The sequence below is a fragment of the Desulfococcus sp. genome, assembly GCF_041737845.1.
Classification (GTDB): Bacteria; Desulfobacterota; Desulfobacteria; order Desulfobacterales; family Desulfococcaceae; genus Desulfococcus.
Genome location: NZ_JBGSQX010000022.1, coordinates 1 through 20145, shown reverse-complemented (window position 1 = coordinate 20145; position 20145 = coordinate 1). Strand labels below are relative to the sequence as shown.

The following is a 20145-nucleotide window of genomic DNA, read 5'->3' as shown; positions in this document are numbered from 1 at the left end:
CCCGCCGGCGGGCCCTGCGCCCACCACCAAGATGTCGCAGGATATCGCTTCCGTCATGCTGCCCGTCCCCTGCCGCCGGCATCCGTGACCGCCCGGAGCACCGTCGCGAGAAGCGCCAGGTCCAGCCGGGTCTGACTTTCGAACCGCCCGGCGTAGGCCTGCTTTGCCTGGTCCAGGTCATAGCAGGTGGTGTTGTCGATGTCGAGCAGGATGCCCGGCAACCCGGATCGTTGGAAATCATCCACGTGCTTGGCAAAAAACGGCTGGCAGCAGCAGCCGATGTAGGCCGGCACCCCGGCCGCCTTCATCTTGGTCAGTTCGCCCCAGAGGTCTTCAAAGCTCACGATGCTGACGACCTTCATCTTCCTCAAACGCCCCATGTTCCATGCCGGACCGACGGAGCATCCGGCCTCCCCGCATGCCCGGCATCCCTTCTCGTACCGAAGGTCGCATCCGGTGAATTTGGCGCAGTAAGGCAGGAGCAGCACCGACGGCAGCTTTCGGACGACCGCATCAAAAGATCCGTTGGCAAGGGAGATCATGTTGCAGTGCGCCAAGGGGATGCCGTATTTTGCAATGTCGATCTTCTCCAGGCACTGGTCCAGGGGCTTGATAAAATCCTCGAAGGGCAGCCCCGGAATGGTCATGCGCCCGTCGTCAAAACAACCGCGGATGACCGAATGCAGATGATCGCGGTCCAAAGGCGCTCCCCGCAGCCCGGCTTCCAGGTCGTAGAGCGCCCGGCCGGGAAACGAGAGAAAATCGCCGGTGATGTAAATGTCCTTGAGACGCTTCCGGGGCAGGTCCACCACCAGGGTGAAGCGGACCATCCCGGCCGGGGCCTTGTAGGACGACTGCACGGCCTCGCGCTTCCGGAACCGGGGCCTGACGGCGTCGATCCAGCCGGGGGATCGAAAATGCCTGATCCTGCTGGTGAACCGCCTCTCCTCCTCGCGCGTCAGTCCGCCCGGTTCAAGCCGGATGTCCAGGCATTGTTCAAACCCGCGCCGGATGGCCTGCTTGAGATCCCCAAGTGCGGGAGTATCGCCCGTTTCCCATTTCAAACAGGTCACCCTGTCCTTGACCGAATCGATCTCCTTGGCCTTCAGTTTTTCCACGGGGATCTTGAGGGCCCTCAGCATCGTGTCCACATCAAAGTCCACCAGCATGGTGCCCTGAAACATGAAGGCATCGCCCGAATCGGTGCCGCCGGTGCCCGAAATCTTGCGGCCGTTCACTTCGATGTCGTTGCGCGGCCTGAACTCCGCCCGGACGTTCAACAGCGCGAGGGCCGCCACCACGGGATCGCACAGGGCCTTGAAAAGCCGGACGTTGGGGAGGATCGCGTTGAAAAACGCCTTTTCGCAGAAGACTTCCCATCCCAGCTGGTTTTCATCAAAAAAAACGGCCCCTCCGCCGGTGATGCGCCGGTTGATGTCGATCCCCTTCTCCCTGCAGAAATCGGTGCGGATCTCCTCGGAAACAGCCTGGTGAAACCCCACCAGGACCGCCCTCGGTGAAAACTGGAGGAAGCGGATGGTGTTGGGGCTCCTGCCCTGGGCCTTGAGTTCCAGGAGCGTTTCGTCCAGGGCCATGTTTTCAGCCGCCGTCATGGGCGGCGTGTCCAGCAGTCTCCAGTGCTGCATATCGCATCCCGTTCATCGTCAGTGCGCCGCGGCAGGATCGCGGCTATGTTTCGCACGTCAGGGCGTACGCCACGTCGATTTTTCCCAGCAGGATTTTGGCCACCTCGCACCTGCGCGCCGAATTGAAAAGGATGGCTCGCTCCCGGATGCTGAGGCTGGAGCCGACATCGATGATGACATCAAAGCGGGTTTTTGGGGCATTGCCGGTTTCGGTCGTGCAGGTTACCCGCACCTCGAGCCTCTCCAAGGTTATTTTTTTGTGGTCTGCGACCGCAGACAGGGTCAGGACGATTCAGCCTCCCAGTGCGCCGGCCAGATGCGATACGGGACAGCCATGGCCGGTTCCGGCGCTGTTGGCGCCCGTCATCCAAAAGCGCGCCTGCCCGAGGCGGACATCGGCGCCTTCATCCGTCAGTCGAACGGTCGCGGAATATTCGCCCATGGGCGTTCCTTTCCAAAATCGATCTCATCCTCAATGCCTATCCAGCCTGCCCCCTGTCCTTGTCATCCCCGCCGGCAACCGACCGGTGCAGGAGCTGGACGATGTCCATGACCTGGATGGGAACCTTGTTTCTCTTCACATAGGTGGTCATGGTGCGCACGCACTGCTGGCAGGCCGTCACCACCGCCTGGGCGCCCGTTGCCCGGACCTCTTCAATCTTGTTTGCGGCAATCTTCGCCGACAGCCCGGCGTCGATCATCTCCAGGTTGCCGCCGCCGCCGCAGCAGGAGCAATCCCCGCGGTTTCGCGCCAGCTCGACGAAGCGTATCCCGGGGATGGCCCGCAGGATATCCCTCGGGGCGTCGTACTCTCCCGCGCCCCGCCCAAGATCGCAGGGGTCATGGTAGGTGACCGTGAGATCCAGTTCGTGAAGGGGAAGGCGGCCGGAGTTGACGAGTCCGCTCAGAAATTCGGTGACATGGGAGATACCGACCCCCGGGGGGTAGTGCTCCTGCCACATCCTGTAGCAGGAAGGGCAGGCGAAGACCACCTGTTTCGCCCCCCTGGCCTTCACGGCATGGAGGTTGTTTTCCATCAGGGCGCCAAGATGCCCCCCGAGGCCCGCGCCAAGCAGGGGAAACCCGCAGCACCACTCCTCTTCGCCCAGGAGGGTGAAATCGACCCCGGCCGCATCGAAAATCCTCACCAGCGCCATGGGGATCTGCCGGGCCATGGGGAAAAAAGAGGACACGCAGCCGGTAAAATAGACGATATCGGCCCGGTCCTTGACATACCCGTGATCCGGGGCGTCGGGCATGTCTTCCACCCACCCGGCCCGCTCTTCGTTGTCCTCTCCGAACACGTTGTGGCTTTCCGTCATGTTTTTCAGGATCATGTCGATCTTACCGGGATAGGCCTCCGAATCCACGAGATCCCGGCGAAGGGAATGCCAGAGGCGGGTCAGGTCAATCCCGACCGGACAAACCCGGCGGCAGTTCCCGCACAGGGTGCAGCGGAAAACCGTCTCGCTGAAAGCGCGCAGCTCCTCCGGCGAGGGCGGTTTAAGGCGGAAAACCCTGCGCCAGAAATCCGTCCGCCGCTTCAGTATCCGGCCAAGGGCCTCGATCCGCCAGATCGCCGACAGCTTTCCATCGAGGCTGCCGGCAACCGCCGGGCAGACCCCGGCACAGGCCTGGCAGTGGGTGCACGCCTGCATCTGCAGCAGTTGGGCGATGTCGTAGTTCCGGTTCTCCATGTCAATCCTGTTTATATTTCTCAATATCCTCAAGAAGCCATTTTTCAATGTCTGCGGGGTCGTGGAGCAGATCCTTCAGTTCTGCCATGTCGTCCGGCCGGATCCGGTACATCCACCCCCGGCCGTAGCAGTCCTGGTTGATGAGGGAAGGCTCCGTCTCCAGGGCTTCATTTCCTTCGATCAGTTCGCCGTTGACCGGCGCGTTCACCTTTCCCAGCCATTTGCCGGATTCCACCTGGGCGAACTTCTTGCCTACCGCAAGCTTCTTTCCCGCAAAAGGAATCTGCACAAAGACAATGTCTCCAGCCAGCTTCTGGGCGAAATCGTCCATCCCCATGACCAGGATATCGCCCTCTTTCCGCACCCAGTAATGGTTTTTTTCGTAGTAGAGGTCTTCCGGGAGATGGTACCCTTGGATTTCCATGGATTCGTTCCTTTCTGTTGAATGCCTCGCGGACCCGGGACGCGAACGGCCGGCCGCTCGCGGTTTATTATCGGGAATGTCCGGACGTTGGGTGCCGGGCGTCCAGGATCAGCGATATGGGTGCAGTGATGATGTGGGACATGTGCGTAAAAGGAATCAGCGCCGCGAAACCGCCGACCAGGATCGCATGCAGATACCAACCATATCCGTAAATGGTTGTCAGTCCGGTCATGCCCTTGAAAAGCAGGCTCGCAGCAACCCCGAAAAACGCCCATGCCGCGCCTTCGGGCATGCCCGTCATGGCGATCCGCAGCCCCTCCAGGACAAATCCGACCAGAACGATGAGGCCGATCAACAGGGGCATCCCCCGGCCCGGTTCGGGCAGCCCGGTGAGCCCCTCGATCCCTGCTTTCCTCTCCCGGACGACCGCGCCGGCCGCGCCCGCCAACATCATGGCGCCCGTCAGGTCGAAGGTGAAGGCGCGAACGGCGCTGTTCTTGTCCAGCATGGCCCGGGTGACGGGCAGGTCCGGCAGAAGGATCGAAAGCGCGAGGGCCGCGATGCCGAAAGCAAAGCGGAAGGCCATCGGGTAAACGATCAGCGCGTGGATGAGCCAGCGGACCCGGGACAGCCTGAACAGGCGCCGCATCAGGAACACCTCAACGATCAGCGTATTCAGTATCCGGGAGAATCCACCCCTCAAAAAAGCGCCGGCCGCGGATCGAATCATCGGGAGGATTCTTCCGCCCAAAGGAGCGCCCTCCCGGCCGGGGATCGCGGCAGCCCAGACCGCCCCCAAACCAGCCGCGCCGAGGAGGAACACGACCAGGGCAACGAGGGTGACCGTATCGCCCGCCGAGACGGTGGCGACATGGCAGGGCATGCACAGAACGCTTTTGGGAGGGAGGACCGTGGATACCGCGCCCATCGCATTTCCCCGGAAATGGCAGGTCCCGCACACGTCCTCTCCGCCGGTTCTGATCGCCTGATGGGGTCCGGGCGCCGGACCGGGCCGGAAATCCCCGCTCCAGACGATGCGCCCCGAACGCGGATCCCTCGCCGCGACGCCCCCTTTCACATGGCAGGCCCTGCAGTCGACCCGGCTGTGGGCATCGTGGATGACCTTTTCATCGTGGGGCGCATGGCACTCCCGGCAGTCGATCGGGGGCGCCGCTTCATGCTCCGGCGTTTCGGCCCCGGGATGGCATTCCAGGCATCCGACGGCCCTGTGAACGGATGCCCCGTGATCCGCCGACGCCGCTTCATGGCACTCCGCACACTGAACGTCGGTGTCGCCGCCGGGGTTGACATGCGCTGCCGCGGCCGGAAAACTCCCGGCGAGAAGGGTAAGAAGGAAGACCCCTGTAGTTTTCATAGTTGTTTTCATTCTATATTATTTTCAATGAACTGGCAATCCATCCCTTGTCGGTCGACCGTCCTGCAATTCCTTCATGTCCGGAGCAAAGATGCCGCTTTTTTCAGCGAAAGCCATGGTCCGTCCCACATCCACGACCACGGGGCCATCCGCTGAAATGCGGACCGCCGCTCGCCGTTCCTTTCGGATCTCCAGTTCCCGTTCGCCGTCCAACGCCACCACGCAGGGATTGAATGCGATCTCGATTTCATCGCCGGGTGCCATGAGCGCGGCATTCTCCACGCGCACGGCTTCAAAGACGCCGGGGGCGATGGGCGCGGTGACCGGCCGCCCGCTTTCGCCCAATGCCAGGTGCATGCCCAGCGGCTCTTCCGGGGCGATGGAACGGAGCATCCCGCCGATGGCGGAAAATCCGATGCTGACCGGGCTGGCGCGGTTCAGGAAAATCTGGCGGATCGTATCCGTCTTCCAGACGGCACGGGAGCCGATAAACATATCGTCGCAAACCACGGCATCGACAATGGCGATATCAAGAACCTGCCCTTCGGCCACCACTTCAACCCGGGTGGATCTGAAGGTTCCTTCTTCCCGGGGGACCTTTCCGGCGGCGATCAGGCCCGCGGCCAGCCCTGCGATCGTTCCTTCAATCATGTACGGGAAGACGTTGTTGGTGCCGGTTGAGACCGGGAGCAGGGGAACCCTGCGCGTGCCCTTGGCAACGACGCGATTGGTGCCGTCGCCGCCCAGGGTGATAATGGCGCCGGCGCCGGCGCCATCCAGGATCTCTGCGGCGCGCATGGAGTCTCTCTGATCCGCCCTGGCGTCAAACTGGAGGGGTAAAATGTCCATGCCGATTTTCAGGCCGTCAAGCGCCCGCTCCACGATCCCGTAATAGTCGGGCATATAGCGTATCCGAGCCACGCCCGCCGCCGCAAGGCCAAGCAGGATCCGCCGCACGATCCTGACCTTCTCCTGGTTGTTGAACACGCTGCCGTATGCGACCAGTCTGCGGATATCGGTCCCGGAGGCCGGATTGGCGATAATGCCCACCAATGACATCTTGAGTCCTTTCTTCCGTCGCCGCAACGCAGGCGCGGCGCCCGGAGCCTCTGCCCTATACCGGCGACACCAGAATCTTGACGTTCGATTCCTGGTTCCTCAGCGGATCTTTAAGACCCTTTTCGACGACTTCAGCCGGTGTCTACCTATTCTTTGGCGGTTTCAAGTCTTTTCAGGCATCGGCTTGACAGGAGCAGTCCTTCAGACCACAGACGGAGCATACGTTAACGCCTTCTTTTTTCACGATACCGTAAAACCCGAAATAGCAGACGAATATCAGCAGGATAAGATTCAGAAGGTCGACCCACGTCAATGGATCGCCGCCGAACCCAGGGACGATTGCCGCTTCATGCAGAACTTCTACAGCAAACCATTTCATATAGATGACAAACGCCCCGATCCCTAAAGCATAACTAATGATGACTCTCGCAATCCGGTTCATTAAAGGACTCAGGGAAGTCGGTGCGTTACCGCAGCAAAGTGCCCAGAACAACAGGAAGTTGACAATCCATACACCGAGCTGTGCGGGCCATAGGGTGATGGCCGGCCCGATTTTCTCCAGCGCATCCGCAGGGATCAGGATATTCTTCAACAAAGCCAGCAGGATGTAGTAGAGAACGGTTCCCAAGACGAAGTTGCCGAAGAGCGCGGCGAGGGCTCTTCCGGCGCGGGTTTTGAAAGTACTGTACGGCCAGAGATCCAGAACCAGGACCGTCGTAAGCCAGACGGTAATAACCGAATAGAACCAGCCTATGGCCGTGGGAAGGGACATGATTACCCTATCCGGAGCGGTCCAGCTTGCCAGACATGGATAGATCAAGGCTATGTAGCCGACAGCAGTCAGAAAGAAACCGGTCAGAATTTGTGCGAAGCCGACCATGGGCTGTCTCATACCCGCATCGGTCCACGGCCAGCCGTCCATGCTGTTGGCCACAATACCGAACCCGTAAAAACCGATCAGAACAATGAGACCGGCAGCGCCGTGCCCGGCGTAGTTGGTTGAACTGAACGCCGGGTCCAACTGACCGTAGCCGAAGATCAGCAGCATAGGGATGGCAAAGCCCAGAGCCAAGGTGACGACCGTGGCCACAATGCCCCCCAAGGGCTGGCTCATGCTGCTAAAGCCATGCATGCCGAGATTGAAGCCGATAAAAACGATCACCAAAATAGCCCAGAACAGATAGACGCCGAATGGTTGTGGATAGAATTTCCAGACACCCACTTGCGGGTCGGCGAACAACCGCCAGACACCAAAGCTGATGCCATGAATGATGATGAAGCTTGCGATGGCAAAACCGACCGCACCCAGCTGCAAACCGAAAGGCTTCGAAGTGGCGGCGGTGCCTTCAATCGCTCCCTCTGATGAAAATGACATACCTGCTCCTTTCCAGAGAAAGTAAACCTTCCGTAATAAAACCGCCTCACCCTGACGTCAGGAAATATCACTGCAGTTCGCTTCGGGGAGGAAGCAACCCCGGACCGGATGTTCACAACCGTGCAACAACTCCTAATTCGGGCTTACAATGATCTTGATGTTTGCATCCTTGTTATTGACCAGTTCTTCGAAACCTTTGGCAATAATGTCATCGAGTTTGATTCTCCCCGTGATGAGGGGTTCGGCTTTCAACTGGCCGCTTGCCAGCAGTTTGGCGACTCCGGCGAAATCATCGATGGTATAGGCCAGGGTTCCGATAACCTCTTTGTCGGTGGCGCTCAGGCTGAAGAAGTTGAAGGAACTCGGCTCCTCGAAGATGCCGACGATGATCGCTTTGCCACAGTTTTTAATCACCTCGACGGCCAGGGGGCCGGTCATCTTGTTGCCGATGCACTCGAAGGAGACATCCGCGCCTGAACCGCCGGTCAACTTCTTGATCTCGGCGACGACGTCGCATTCATTCGGATCGAGGATGATGTCGGCACCGCATTCCCTGGCCAGCTTTTTACGGGCAGCCGACATTTCCAAAACGATGACGGTGGCTGCACCGGCAGCCTTGGCGCACATGAGGGTACCCAGTCCTATCGGCCCGGCACCCAACACAACCACCGTCTTGCCCATAATACTGCCCGCCTTGCGTACGGCCTTGAATCCGGTTGCCAGGGGCTCGATGAGCGAGCCGGCTTCGGGGTTGAAGGTCGGAGGCAGAACGTAGCAGAGCTCGGCAGGCACATTGACGAATTCGGCAAAGGCGCCGTCAGCCATCAGGCCGGTGAAGGCAAGTTTCTCACAAACATTGTAGTTTCCGGTACGACAAGGTTCACAAACACCACAATGCTGGCATGCATCCGGAGCAACCAGGTCGCCTACCCTGACAGTGGTAACCCCTTCGCCGACTTCCACGACGGTACCGGTGAATTCATGACCGAGAATCAACGGGGCCGAAGCACCCGTCAACGGGTGGGGCTGGGTCGGGATAAAAATCGGACCGGCCAGATATTCATGCAGGTCGGAGCCACAGATACCGCACCAGGAGACTTTAATTTTTACCACGCCAGCTTTTGGCGTCTGCGGCTCGGGGACGGTCTCTACCCTGATGTCCTTTTTTCCGTACCATTTTGCTGCTTTCATGGGTGATTCTCCTTCTAATTTAATGTTGCATGCGTGAGTGACAATGGTGCCGGTGGAGACCGGAAGCCGGAAAACCCGTCGCGTACCCAGTTCCGGAAGGATCCGGTCCCCCGGCTTGACATCTTTCCTGCCGTACCATACCGCGGCTTTCATTGCGTCTTCCCTGCAAGCCGTGCCGGGTGAAACGGCAGTCTGTCCGTCATAGGGTTAAATGGCTTGGCGCCCCGCTTGTTCCCCTTCTCAGTGCGACGTGAATCCGCCATCCACGTTGATGGCCTGGGCGGTGACGTGTTTGGAAGTGGCGAAGTAGACCGCCAGATCTCCCATGTCTTCAGGCGTCTGGGCCTCACCCTGGGGAATCAGGATATCCTGGTGGCGCTTCCACGACGCTTCCATGGTCTCGCCGGGATTTTTCCACTTCTCCGCAAGCCCATTCGGCCCATACCACATCTGGGTACCGATAATTCCCGGGCATATCGCATTGACCGTGATTCCGGTCCGCTTCAATTCTTTCGCAAGCGAGATAGTGAACCCCACCACCGCAAACTTGGAGGCGCAGTAATGGGCGAGATCAGGAAACCCTTCCTTGCCGGCAATGGACGCCACATTGATGATTCTCCCCCAACCCTGCTTTTTCATCGGTTCCTGCTCTGCCTTGCAGCAGAGAAACACACCCTTGGCGTTGACGTCGTTGACAAAATCCCAGTCCTCTTCCGTCAACTCGGCGACGGACTTGATGCTGATCACGCCGGCGTTGTTCACCGCGATGTCGAGGCTGCCGAGCTTTTCAATGGTCTGATCCACCATCCGTTGTACCTGGTCCCACTTGGACACGTCTGCCTGAATCGCCACCGCCCGACGCCCCATCGCGCGGATGTCGCCTGCCACCTTTTCCGCATTCTGAAGCATGAGGTCAACCACGGCGATGTCACCTCCCGCTTCCGACAGCCGTTTGGCAATGCCCTGGCCGAGGCCTTGACCGCCTCCGGTTACCAGAGCCACTTTTCCTTCCAATGGTAAGCTCATATCCGATTCCTCCTTTGGTTAGGGATGAATCCGGCCGGCTCACCCGGCCGGATTCATTACGCCGTCACTTTCCTGACCGCTTCGATCACCTGGGCCTCGCTCGGGATGTATGCCTGTTCCAGGGGCTGGGAGAAGGGGACGGGGCAGAAGGGCGCGGCCACCCGCAGGATCGGTGCGTCCAGGAAATCAAAGGCTTCTTCGGCCACCAGGGCGGCGATTTCAGCCCCCGATCCGGCGAATTTCACTTCCTCGTGCACAATCACCAGCCGATGGGTCTTTTTGACGGATTCGATGATGCCCTCCCCGTCCAGGGGGCAGAGCGTGCGCGGATCCAGGACCTCGGCGCTGATCCCGTCGGCGGCAAGCTTCTCGGCGGCGCCCAGGGCCGTATGCACCATCCGGGCCGTGGCGACGATGGTGACGTCCTTGCCCTCCCGCTTGATGTCAGCCTTGCCGAAGGGGATGGCGTAAGCCCCTTCCGGGACCTCCCCCTCCATGGCATAGAGCATTTTGTGTTCAAGGAACACCACCGGGTTGTCGTCGCGGATCGCCTGGATCAGGAGCCCCTTGGCGTCGTAAGGCGTGCTGGGCATGACGACCTTGAGCCCGGGAAGGTGCATGAACAGTGCCTCCAGGCACTGGGAGTGCTGGGCCGCGGCCCCGATGCCGGCGCCGCAGGTGGCGCGCATCACCATGGGGATCTTGGCTTTGCCGCCGAACATGTATTTCATCTTGGCCGCCTGGTTATACAGTTGATCCAGGGCCACGCCGATGAAATCGACGAACATCAGTTCAATCACCGGCCTGAGGCCGACGCATGCCGCTCCCACCGCTGTCCCGACGATGGCGCTTTCGGTGATGGGGGTGTCCTTCACCCGCCTGTCGCCGAACCGATCCAGCAGCCCCGCGGTGACGCCGAAAATTCCGCCGTAGACCCCCACATCCTCGCCGGCGACATAAATATTGGGATCACGCTCCATCTCAACCCTGTGGGCGTCATTCAACGCCTGGGCAAAAGTCATATTCGGCATGTTGCAATCCTCCTTGATTTGGGTTCTGTTATTCCGGGTCGATGCTGCGCATTGAAACGGCTATGAATAGACATCCTCCGTCAGTTCGGACACGCTGGGAAACGGACTTTCCTCGGCAAACTTCTCCGCCGCGGCCAGATCATTCTTGAGCGATGCCGCGATTTCCTCGACCTTTTTGACCGTCAGCATCCCCATCTCCAGGAGTTTCTTTTCCAGCCGCGGGATCGGGTCCTTTTCCTTCCACTCTTCAAGTTCGGCATTATCGCGGTAGGCGCAGGGATCTCCCTCAAAATGACCCCGGTGGCGGTAGGTCTTGCATTCGATCAAAGACGGCCCCCTGCCCTCACGGGCGCGGGTGATCGCTTCGGCGGACGCTTCCTGGACCGCAACGACGTCATTGCCGTCCACGACAACACCCGGCATGTCATAGGCAGCAGCCCGGTCGGCGATATTGGGGACGCACATGGAGTTGAGCGTGCAGGAGGAGATGCCGTACATGTTGTTCTCATTGATAAAAACAACCGGAAGCTTCCAGCAGGTGGCCAGGTTCATGGCCTCGTGCGTGGTGCCCTGGTTGGAGGCGCCGTCGCCGAAAAAACACACCGCCACACTGTCCGTGCCCAGATACTGGCAGGCCAGCGCAGCCCCCGCGGCCAGGGGCGGACCGCCGCCCACGATGCCGTTGGCCCCCATGATGCCGAGATCGAGATCGGCGATGTGCATGGAGCCGCCCTTGCCCTTGCAGTAGCCTGTTTTCTTGCCGAAAAGCTCGGCCATCATCCGCTTGATGTCGCCGCCCTTGGCAATGAGATGCCCGTGGCCGCGGTGGGTGCTGGTGATATAATCCCTGTCGGTCAGGTTTGCGCACACGCCGGTGGCTACGGCTTCCTCACCCACATACAGGTGGACGAACCCCGGGATCTTGCCGGCCGCAAAAAGCTCCGCAACACGGTTTTCAAAGGTCCGAATCCTGTTCATGGTGACATACATGTCTATCAATTGTTCACTGGTCAGGCCCATTACGTCTCTCCTTTCTTTCTGGTTGACAAAACAGCTTCATCCAATGCGTTCAGGCACATCATGGTGTTCCCTCCACCGGAATAAAAACCGTCACGGCGGCATTGGCCACGACGATCCGGTCGCAGCCCGGAGCGAAATCGGTCACGCAGAGGCCCCTTGCGGTCATTCCGCCTTCGACCGCCCGGGCGGTTTTCCGTCCGATGGGAACGACGGCCTTGACCTGCTCCAGATCCACCTCGTCGGGCTTGGGGCAGGCGACCTGGATCTCCACCGTCATGGACTGAAGATCCCCGATGCCCAGAATCTCCACCAGTCCGCAGAGGCAGCTCCTGGAAACGGCGTCCCTGACAGCCCGGCATGCGGCCTTGGTGACGTCTTCGCCGTGGAGGTCGGCGCCGGTCCCGATCTCGACGATAAATCTCTTGGCTTCCATACCTGTGTCTCCTGTCTTTTGGGTGTCAGCCGGGCGGCCGTCAATAGTGCCCGCATATGCGCCGAACCGCTCCATGCGGCGCCTGAAGATTGACCTCCGCCGCCAGGACATCCGCCCGATAGGAACTGCGCACCAGCGGCCCCGCGGCCACGGCCTTGAACCCCATTGCCCGGGCGGTTTCGGCCCACCGGTTGAACTCCTCCGGCGGCACATAGCGGGCCACGGGCAGGTGATCCCCCGATGGCGCCAGGTACTGCCCCAGGGTGAGCGCCGTGCAGCCAGCGCGCTTCAGGTCCGCAAGGGTCTTCCGGATCTCGTCTTCCCTTTCCCCAAGACCCAGCATCAGGCCCGATTTGACAAAGAGCCCCCGTCCGGATGCGTAGGATAAAATCCCCAGGGATCGCCGATACAGGGCTTTGGGGCGAGCCCGGGCATACAGCCGCGCCACCGTCTCCACGTTGTGGTTGAAAACATCCGGCCGGGATTCGCAGACGCGTTCGAGGGACTCGACGGATCCGCTGAAATCGGGGACCAGGACCTCCACGCGGGTGCCTTCGCAGGCCTCCCGGAGCTTCCGGATGGTCCGTGCGAAATGCCCTGCGCCGCCGTCCGGCAGGTCATCCCGGGTCACGGAGGTGACCACGGCGTGGCTCAGGCCCAGCAGCCGGACCGCCCGGGCGACCCGGACAGGCTCGTTTTCGTCCACGGGGTCGGGGGCGCCTTTTTCCACGGCGCAGAAGCGGCATCTCCGGGTGCAGCGGGTGCCCAGGATCATGAAGGTGGCCGTTCCCCTGCCAAAACATTCGCCGAGGTTGGGGCACTGGGCGCTCTGGCACACCGTGGCGAGGCGGAGATCCTGCAGGCTCGAAGCCATTCGGTCGACGGAAGCCGGATCGGGTGCCGGCCGGACCAGCCAGGCGGGACGCACGCCGGCATCATCCGGCCGGACAACGGCCATGTCGCGGTCAAATATCCGGCCAAACGACCTGACGAATCTCTTTTTGGTCTCCGACAGATCCACCGGGTGTCCGGTTTCGCTTTCTATGGACGTCATCCGTTCATCCGGCCGGCCGCAGGGTACGATCAGGCTGAACCACCCGGGATCCGTCGAAACGTTCAGGGCCGCGCCGTGGTAGGTCACCCATTTCCGGACGGCGATGCCCACGCTGGCGATCTTGGCCCCGCCGACCCAGACGCCGGGGGTTCCCTCCCTGAACTCCGGGATCAGTCCGTAGCTTCGCAGCACGTCGGCAAGCATCTCCAGGAGCCGCCGCAAATAGGCATGGAGGTCTTTCTCCTCGAGCTTCAGGATGGGATACGCCACCAACTGCCCGGGGCCGTGAAACGTCGCCCTGCCGCCCCGGTCCGCGTGGTGCAGCGCGACCTCTTTCCGGCGAAGGACCTCCGGCGCGACGCAGAGGTCCGCAAGACCGCCGCCGCGGCCGAGGGTGACCACCGGCGGGTGCTCGACCAGCAGCAGCCGGTCGGGGCATCTGTCCGCGATCCTCTCGGCCACCATGTTTTTCTGGCGCCGGAAGGCCTCGCCGTAGCCGATCACGCCCCAGTCAACGACCTCAATGGCCCGCGGGTTGGTTTGCATCCTGCCCTGCTTTTCAACTTCGAGGCAGATACAGGGCCCATCCTTTGGCATCCCTGGCGGCGTCCACCACCGCTTCGGAAAAGGTCGGATGGACCCGGATGCTCCGGGCCAGTTCCTGGACCGTGGCCTCCAGTTGCATGGCCAGCACCGCCTCGCCGATGATTTCCGTGGCGCTTGAGCCCACGATATGGACCCCCAAAATTTCACCGTAGCGGGCGTCCGAGACGATCTTGACGGCGCCGTCGACCTGGTTGCGGACCATCGCGAGCCCATTGATCGCATAGGGAAAGACGCCGGTTTCCACCTCATGGCCCTTCCTTTCGGCCTCTTCCTCGGAGAGACCGACCGCGGCCATTTCAGGCTGCGTCCACAGGCACCTGGGAATCCGGTTGAAGGGATACCGGCTCCCGGCCCCCAGGGCATTTTCCGCCGCAACCACCGCCATGGAGGATGCGGCGTGGCTGAGCATCCAGCCGCCGGTCGCATCCCCGACGGCATAAATCCCTTCAACCGAACTCGCCAGCCGGTCGTTGACGCGGATCCCCCGGGCTTCATTCAAGGCGACGCCGGCATTCTCCAGGCCCAGGCCGGAGGTGGCGGGCGTCCGGCCTGAAACCAGGACCTTTTCGACGGTGACCGTGCGCTCCTTGGGGCCGGAAAGCCTGCACACCGCCCTGGCTCCCGACAGCTCAACGGATTCAAGGGATGCGCGGGGAATAATCTCCACACCCCTGTCCCTCAGGGCCTGGGCGATTCGCTGGCTCGTGTCCGAATCCTCCTTCGGCAGGATCCTTGCGTCCCCGGACGCAACGGCGACTCTGCAGCCGAAGGCGCTCAAGAGAAAGGCCATCTCGACTTCGATGCAGCCGGCCCCGCACACGAGTATGGAATCAGGCACCTTGGCCATCTCCAGCACGTCGTCCGTTGTCATGGCCGCTTCCTTCAAGCCCGGCACCGCAGGCGCGGATAATGAACTGCCCGTTGCGATGATGATGGTTTTCGTTTCAATGACGCGGCCGTCGACATCCACCTCCCGCGGGCTCTTCAACACGGCGTGTCCCCTTGCGACCTCGATCCCGTTGTTCTGCAGCAACGCTTCCATGCCCATGCGGATTTCAGCCGACACGCCGTTTTTCCTTTCGAGGATGGCCGGATAATCAATCCCTTCCAGGGACGCGTTGATGCCGAATTCCCTTCCGGTTTTCACGTGGTGGAGGATATCGGCCGCCCTCAGCCAGATCTTGCTGGGGATGCATCCCCGGTTGACGCAGGTGCCGCCGGTTTCGGCGCACTCGGCCAATACGACCTTCGCCCCAAGCTGGGCCGCGCGGATGGCCGCCGCATAGCCGCCGGATCCCCCTCCGATTACCGTTACATCGTACATCGTCACACCTCTTTTCAGAAAGTTGCCGCATCAGGTCAGCAGCAGCATCGGCTGTTCCAGATATCTTGCCAGGGTCCTGAGGAAGGTCATGGCCGGAGCGCCGTCAGCGACCCGGTGGTCAAAGGTCAGGCTGAGGGTCATCATGTGGCGGACGGCGATCTGCCCCTGGAATACGGCGGGCTTTTCGATCACGCGCCCGACGCCCAGGATGCCGGTCTCCGGCGGGTTGAGCACCGGCGTGAAGCCGTCCATGCCGAGCATGCTGACGTTGCTGATGGTAAAGGTGCCGTCGGTGACGTCCTCGATCCTCAGGGATCCTTCCCGCGCTTTTTGGGCCAGCGCCTTCGTCTCCCGGGCGATCTGCAGCAGGTTTTTCTGCTCGGCATGCCGCAGCTTCGGGACGATGAGCCCTTCCGGCAGGGCCACGGCGATCCCCAGATGCACGGTGTCGTGGACCAGAATCTCCTCCCCGACCAGGGTGGTGTTCATGACGGCATGCCGCATCAATGCTCGGGCCGCAGCCATGACGATGATGTCATTGAAGGAGACCTTTACGGAATCGTCGCCTTTGTATTCCTCCCGGACAAGGTCCCTGAAGCGCACCATCTCCGTGACGTCCACCTCGGTGAAGGCGGTGAGCTGGGCGGCGTTCTGCAGGCTGGCCAGCATATTGTCGGCGATGGCCCTGCGCATCCCTGCAAAGGGGATCACCCTGACCCCGGAAGGCTTCACTTCCTCTGCGGGCGCAGCCGGGGCAAGTGCCCGCTCGACATCCTCCCGGGTAATTTTACCGTGTTCACCCGTTCCGGTGATGCCGGAGATATCCAGGCCTTCCTGCCTCGCCATTTCCGCAGCCAAAGGGGTGATTTTCGGGACTGGCGCTCCTTCGTCATGGAAGCGCTGCACATCCGCCTCTTTGATTTTTCCGTCAGGGCCCGTGCCCGTCACCAGCGCCAGGTCAACGCCCAGCTCCTTCGCCAGGCGCCGGGCGGACGGGGTCGACACGATCTGACGCTCTTCCGCCGGCCTGGTGTCCTGGGAACGGGGCTGTTCCGCCGCCTTCTTCCCGGCGGCCGCTTTTCCGGCCTGGACCCCTTCGATGCGCGCCGGCGTCTCGCCCGCCTGTGCAATGACGGCCAGTATTGTTCCCACCGGCACGGTCGCGCCTTCCGGAACCACGATCTGAAACAGACGCCCCGTCTCCGGCGACTCTATCTTGTTGGTGATTTTTTCCGTTTCGACCTCGAACAGGTTTTCGCCTTTCGCAACGGTATCCCCTTCTGCCTTATACCATTTCGAAACCTTGCCCGTTTTCATCGTCATGCCAAGTTTCGGCATTGTCACGTTGCCCACTGTTCAAGCCTCCTCTGGATTGCATCAAAGAAATGGCGCCCTGCCCGTATCCCCTCTCCAAGGATTGTCCGAAGCGTCCCCCATGCATGACGCGCCGCCCTGGAAAAACCTGAAGCAAAAGACATGCCACGCCCGCGCCGCCGGCCGCCGGCAGGCGCATTCCGCCGTCCGCAGGCGTTGCTTCTAATAATAAATAAAAGCATTATGGTGATATGACGGTACGGATCACAGGATATGCGCCGGTTGATACCGCAGGGACAAGGGAGGCTTGAGGGTGTTCGCGTTTCGAACGGTATCGGGGTGAGGTTCAGCCGGACGGGCGTTGGCGATCCGCCACAGAAATGCTGTCATGTTTTTGAACAATGATCGATTCTTGAACAGTCGCGGACCGGGGAGCCTTGCACGGGATCTTCGTGCGCGGCACTGCCGGCCCTTCCCGTGCGGGCATCATGCGATGCCGTATTTTTTCATTTTTTCATAAAACGTGTTGCGGCCGATGCCCAGGGCTTTCGATGCCCTGGTGATGTTGCCGTCGTAAAACAGAAGCGCCTTTTTGACGGCGGCCTTCTCCATGACGCTCAGGGTCATGATGTCGTCCGCCCCCGGCCGGGGCGTTTCAGCGTCAATGCTTCTCAGGCCCCGGGGGAGGTGCCTCACGGAAATATCCTCGCCGCCGGACATATTCACCGCATGCTCGATAGCGTTGACCAGTTCCCGGATATTGCCGGGCCAATGGTATTTTTCGAACCGGCCCAGGACATCGGGAGTCACTTTTTTCTGATCCAGGCCCATTTTCTGCGAAATCTTTTCAACCCAGTACTGCGCCAGCAGCCGGACGTCTCCCTCTCTGGCCCTCAGAGGGGGCAGGGCGAGGCTGATGACGTTCAACCGGTAATAGAGGTCCTCCCGGAAACGCCCTTTGGAAACCTCTTCGAAGAGGCTCTTGTTGGTGGCGGCGATGATGCGGACGTCGACCGGTATGGCGTTTTTCCCGCCGATCGGCACGATCGCCTTTTCTTCCAGCACCCGCAGCAGGTTGATCTGCATCTCGAAGGGCATCTCGCCGATCTCGTCCAGAAACAGGGTTCCCCCGTTGGCCGTTTCGAATTTTCCGGAGCAGCCGCCCCGCTTTGCGCCGGTATAGGCGCCGTCCGCATAGCCAAAAAGTTCGCTCTGGATCAATTCCCGGGGGATGGCCCCGCAGTTGAGGGAAACAAAGGGCCCTGCGCGGTAGTCGCTGGCACTGTGGATGGCCTGGGCAAAAAGCTCTTTACCGGTGCCGCTTTCACCCAGAATCAGTACGGTGGACGGCCCCGGGGCAACCCGCTTCGCCATTTCCATGCTCCGGCGGATGGCCTTGCTTTCACCGATGATATCCGCAAAGCTGAATTTGACCATCGTCCCCTTCGATGGCGGCACCTGGAAACAGGTTTTTTCTGCCGGCGAAAAGGTGATGACAAACCCCTTGTTGTCGTTTTTCTCGGAGAATACCGGGTTTGCCGTGGCCGTATAAGAAACCTTTCCATCGGGGAGCTTGAATACGATCTCTTCTTTTGTAAACCCGGCGGCCCGGGTATTGAAAAAATCGACCAGCCGCCCATCGTGCTGCATAAAGGGGTTGATGGTCTTGCCGATCACCTCCCTGGGGTGTTGGCGGAAAGCCTTGGCTGCGACCTTGTTGATGCCCGTGATGAGGCCCTTGCCGTTTACCGCGATGATGCCTTCGGAAACGGAATTCAATATGGCTTCCAGGTATTTGTTGATATCATAGAGCTTGCCGTAGGATTCATCCAGGATGATGCGGTCTTCGACGGCATGGGTCGCGGCGACGATGAGCCCCATCTGGTGGGCGCTCGCCCTCTCGCGGGGGCCGGATATGTCCATGAATCCGATGATCTCTCCGGCCTGGTTCCGGATGGGGGAGGTCGAGCAGGTCCATAGGTGGTGGCTTTCACAATAGTGCTCCGTGCCCGTCACCTGGACGGGATGGCCCAGGGCGAGCGCCGTCCCGATGGCGTTGGTGCCGACGCATTCCTCCGCCCAGTTGGCTCCGGGGCCGAACCTCAACCTGTCCGCGTGCTTCAGTTCCTTGAGCCCGCCGACAGTATTCAGGATATAGCCTTTCCGGTCTACCAGGACGATGACAAACTCCGACCCCTTGACGCAGTGGTAGAGCGTGTCCATGATCGGCTTTGCCAGCGCGACAAGATTTTCGGATTCATGCTCCAGTTCCTTTACCGGCATGAACTTTTCGCCCATCCCCTTTACCGGGTCGACTTCGGCGCGACGGCATCTCTGCCAGGACTGCAGGATCTGGCTGTTGAACCGGGGATCGTCAACCCGGTCTGTCCGGAGAAAGGTGGTCCATGTTTTCTTTTCCGTGATGGAAGGCGACCGCCAGGTGGTGCCCTGCCACCCGGGATTGAAAATGGATTTTATCAGGTTGGCCGGACCGGCATCCCGATCGCTCTTCACAAAGCTGAATCGGTTGTTCTTGCGCACCAGAGAGTACATTTCAATCTCCCCCGGTTGTTGTCCCCGCGACCTTGAGCTGAAGTAATGCAGAATGACTAAATTTACATCAGAAAATGGCGGAACACAAGAAAATCCGTCTGGTCCATAGTTGCGGCCCCTCGAATATCCACTCCGGAATGGCCGCTGTATTCGTATGACCGGCTCATCGATTTTCACCACAGCAAAGATCAGGCCTTTTTCCCCCTCGATTTCGCCCGGTTCGTGGGCAGGGCCGCGAGGGGGTCGTCCGGCCAGTCATGCCTGGGGTAGCGGCCCTTCATCTCCTTTTTGACCTGGGCGTAGCTGCCCGTCCAGAAGCCGGCAAGGTCCCGGGTCACCTGGATGGGGCGCCCCGCGGGGGAGAGCAGGTGGAGCAGGAGGGGGACCCTGCCCCCGGCGATGCGGGGCGTATCGGCGGCGCCGAACATCTCCTGGAGCCCTACGGCCAGGACGGGCGACTCCCCGCCAGCGTAGTCCACCGGGATCCTTGAACCGCTGGGGACGACCACGTGGGTGGGCGCAAGCTCGTCCAGGGTTTTTTTCTGCTCCCGGGAGAGCATGGCCCCAAGGGCGCCCTTGAGGTCCAGCCGCTGGAACTGGCTCCTTCGCGTGATCCCGCCAAGAAACGGGAGGAGCCAGACCTCCAGGGTCCCCGCCAGCGCCTCGCTGGACAGGTCGGGCCACGGCAGCCCGCCGGCCGCCTCCCGCCTCAGGAAGATCACCCTGGCGCGCCAGGTCTCGATATGCCGGTCCCAGGGAAGGGACGCAAGGCCCATCTGCCGGACTCCCTCCATCATGGCCGCCGCCGAGCGTTCGGGTTCGGGTTCCCGCAAAGGCCTGTGCCGGAGCACCAGCTCGCCGAACCGCTCCTCGATCCGGGCCTCCACGGCTTCCGTCCGCGGGTTCCAGCGGACCACGGCGATTTCCCTGATCCGCTCCGGCAGGTGCGCCGCCAGGTCCTCTGGCCGAACAGGCGCGGCCAGGCGGATCCGGGCATCCGGCCCCGCGCCGTCCAGC

General features: G+C 61.1%; 18 protein-coding genes. All 18 read right to left on the bottom strand.

Annotated features, from left to right (window positions below; translation table 11 throughout):
* Positions 1-53 precede the first annotated feature (53 nt).
* Complete coding sequence (locus ACEW8N_RS02815; protein WP_373498278.1) at positions 54-1646, bottom strand: biotin/lipoate A/B protein ligase family protein; 1593 nt, start codon at positions 1644-1646, stop codon at positions 54-56.
* A 43-nt stretch (positions 1647-1689) separates the two neighbouring features.
* A complete protein-coding gene (locus ACEW8N_RS02810; RefSeq protein ID WP_373498277.1) occupies positions 1690-1878 on the bottom strand; it encodes a hypothetical protein in 189 nt (62 codons plus the stop codon).
* A 60-nt stretch (positions 1879-1938) separates the two neighbouring features.
* Positions 1939-2088 carry a hypothetical protein gene (locus ACEW8N_RS02805; RefSeq protein WP_373498276.1) on the bottom strand — a complete coding sequence of 50 codons (150 nt, stop codon included), beginning with the start codon at positions 2086-2088 and terminating at the stop codon, positions 1939-1941.
* Between the two features lie 37 nt (positions 2089-2125).
* Positions 2126-3343 carry a (Fe-S)-binding protein gene (locus ACEW8N_RS02800; RefSeq protein WP_373498275.1) on the bottom strand — a complete coding sequence of 406 codons (1218 nt, stop codon included), beginning with the start codon at positions 3341-3343 and terminating at the stop codon, positions 2126-2128.
* Position 3344: 1 nt separating this feature from the next.
* Positions 3345-3767 carry a glycine cleavage system protein H gene (locus tag ACEW8N_RS02795; protein WP_373498274.1) on the bottom strand — a complete coding sequence of 141 codons (423 nt, stop codon included), beginning with the start codon at positions 3765-3767 and terminating at the stop codon, positions 3345-3347.
* Positions 3768-3834: 67 nt separating this feature from the next.
* Positions 3835-5142 (bottom strand): hypothetical protein, encoded by a 1308-nt coding sequence (locus ACEW8N_RS02790; protein WP_373498273.1) that lies wholly within the window; start codon positions 5140-5142, stop codon positions 3835-3837.
* Between the two features lie 24 nt (positions 5143-5166).
* Complete coding sequence (locus ACEW8N_RS02785) at positions 5167-6201, bottom strand: ATP-NAD kinase family protein (RefSeq protein ID WP_373498272.1); 1035 nt, start codon at positions 6199-6201, stop codon at positions 5167-5169.
* 172 nt (positions 6202-6373) lie between these two features.
* Positions 6374-7576 carry a hypothetical protein gene (locus ACEW8N_RS02780; protein ID WP_373498271.1) on the bottom strand — a complete coding sequence of 401 codons (1203 nt, stop codon included), beginning with the start codon at positions 7574-7576 and terminating at the stop codon, positions 6374-6376.
* Between the two features lie 132 nt (positions 7577-7708).
* Complete coding sequence (locus tag ACEW8N_RS02775; RefSeq protein ID WP_373498270.1) at positions 7709-8767, bottom strand: 2,3-butanediol dehydrogenase; 1059 nt, start codon at positions 8765-8767, stop codon at positions 7709-7711.
* Positions 8768-9007: 240 nt separating this feature from the next.
* On the bottom strand, positions 9008-9793 hold the full coding sequence (locus ACEW8N_RS02770; RefSeq protein ID WP_373498269.1) for an SDR family NAD(P)-dependent oxidoreductase: 786 nt from the start codon (positions 9791-9793) through the stop codon (positions 9008-9010).
* 56 nt (positions 9794-9849) lie between these two features.
* On the bottom strand, positions 9850-10824 hold the full coding sequence (locus ACEW8N_RS02765) for an alpha-ketoacid dehydrogenase subunit beta (RefSeq protein WP_373498268.1): 975 nt from the start codon (positions 10822-10824) through the stop codon (positions 9850-9852).
* A gap of 60 nt (positions 10825-10884) precedes the next feature.
* On the bottom strand, positions 10885-11844 hold the full coding sequence (locus tag ACEW8N_RS02760) for a thiamine pyrophosphate-dependent dehydrogenase E1 component subunit alpha (RefSeq protein ID WP_373498267.1): 960 nt from the start codon (positions 11842-11844) through the stop codon (positions 10885-10887).
* A gap of 58 nt (positions 11845-11902) precedes the next feature.
* Entirely contained in the window at positions 11903-12277 is a 375-nt protein-coding gene (locus tag ACEW8N_RS02755) for a Lin0512 family protein (protein ID WP_373498266.1), read from the bottom strand.
* Positions 12278-12317: 40 nt separating this feature from the next.
* Positions 12318-13877 (bottom strand): lipoyl synthase, encoded by a 1560-nt coding sequence (lipA, locus tag ACEW8N_RS02750; protein ID WP_373498265.1) that lies wholly within the window; start codon positions 13875-13877, stop codon positions 12318-12320.
* Between the two features lie 13 nt (positions 13878-13890).
* Positions 13891-15261: a dihydrolipoyl dehydrogenase gene (gene lpdA, locus ACEW8N_RS02745; RefSeq protein ID WP_373498264.1), complete on the bottom strand. Its 1371-nt coding sequence runs from the start codon at positions 15259-15261 to the stop codon at positions 13891-13893.
* A gap of 30 nt (positions 15262-15291) precedes the next feature.
* Positions 15292-16584, bottom strand: coding sequence for a dihydrolipoamide acetyltransferase family protein (locus ACEW8N_RS02740; RefSeq protein ID WP_373498263.1), 1293 nt, complete (start codon positions 16582-16584; stop codon positions 15292-15294).
* A 477-nt stretch (positions 16585-17061) separates the two neighbouring features.
* Complete coding sequence (locus tag ACEW8N_RS02735; protein WP_373498262.1) at positions 17062-19128, bottom strand: sigma-54-dependent Fis family transcriptional regulator; 2067 nt, start codon at positions 19126-19128, stop codon at positions 17062-17064.
* Positions 19129-19316: 188 nt separating this feature from the next.
* On the bottom strand, positions 19317-20145 hold an 829-nt coding region (locus ACEW8N_RS02730; RefSeq protein ID WP_373498261.1), incomplete at its 5' end, for an ATP-dependent helicase C-terminal domain-containing protein.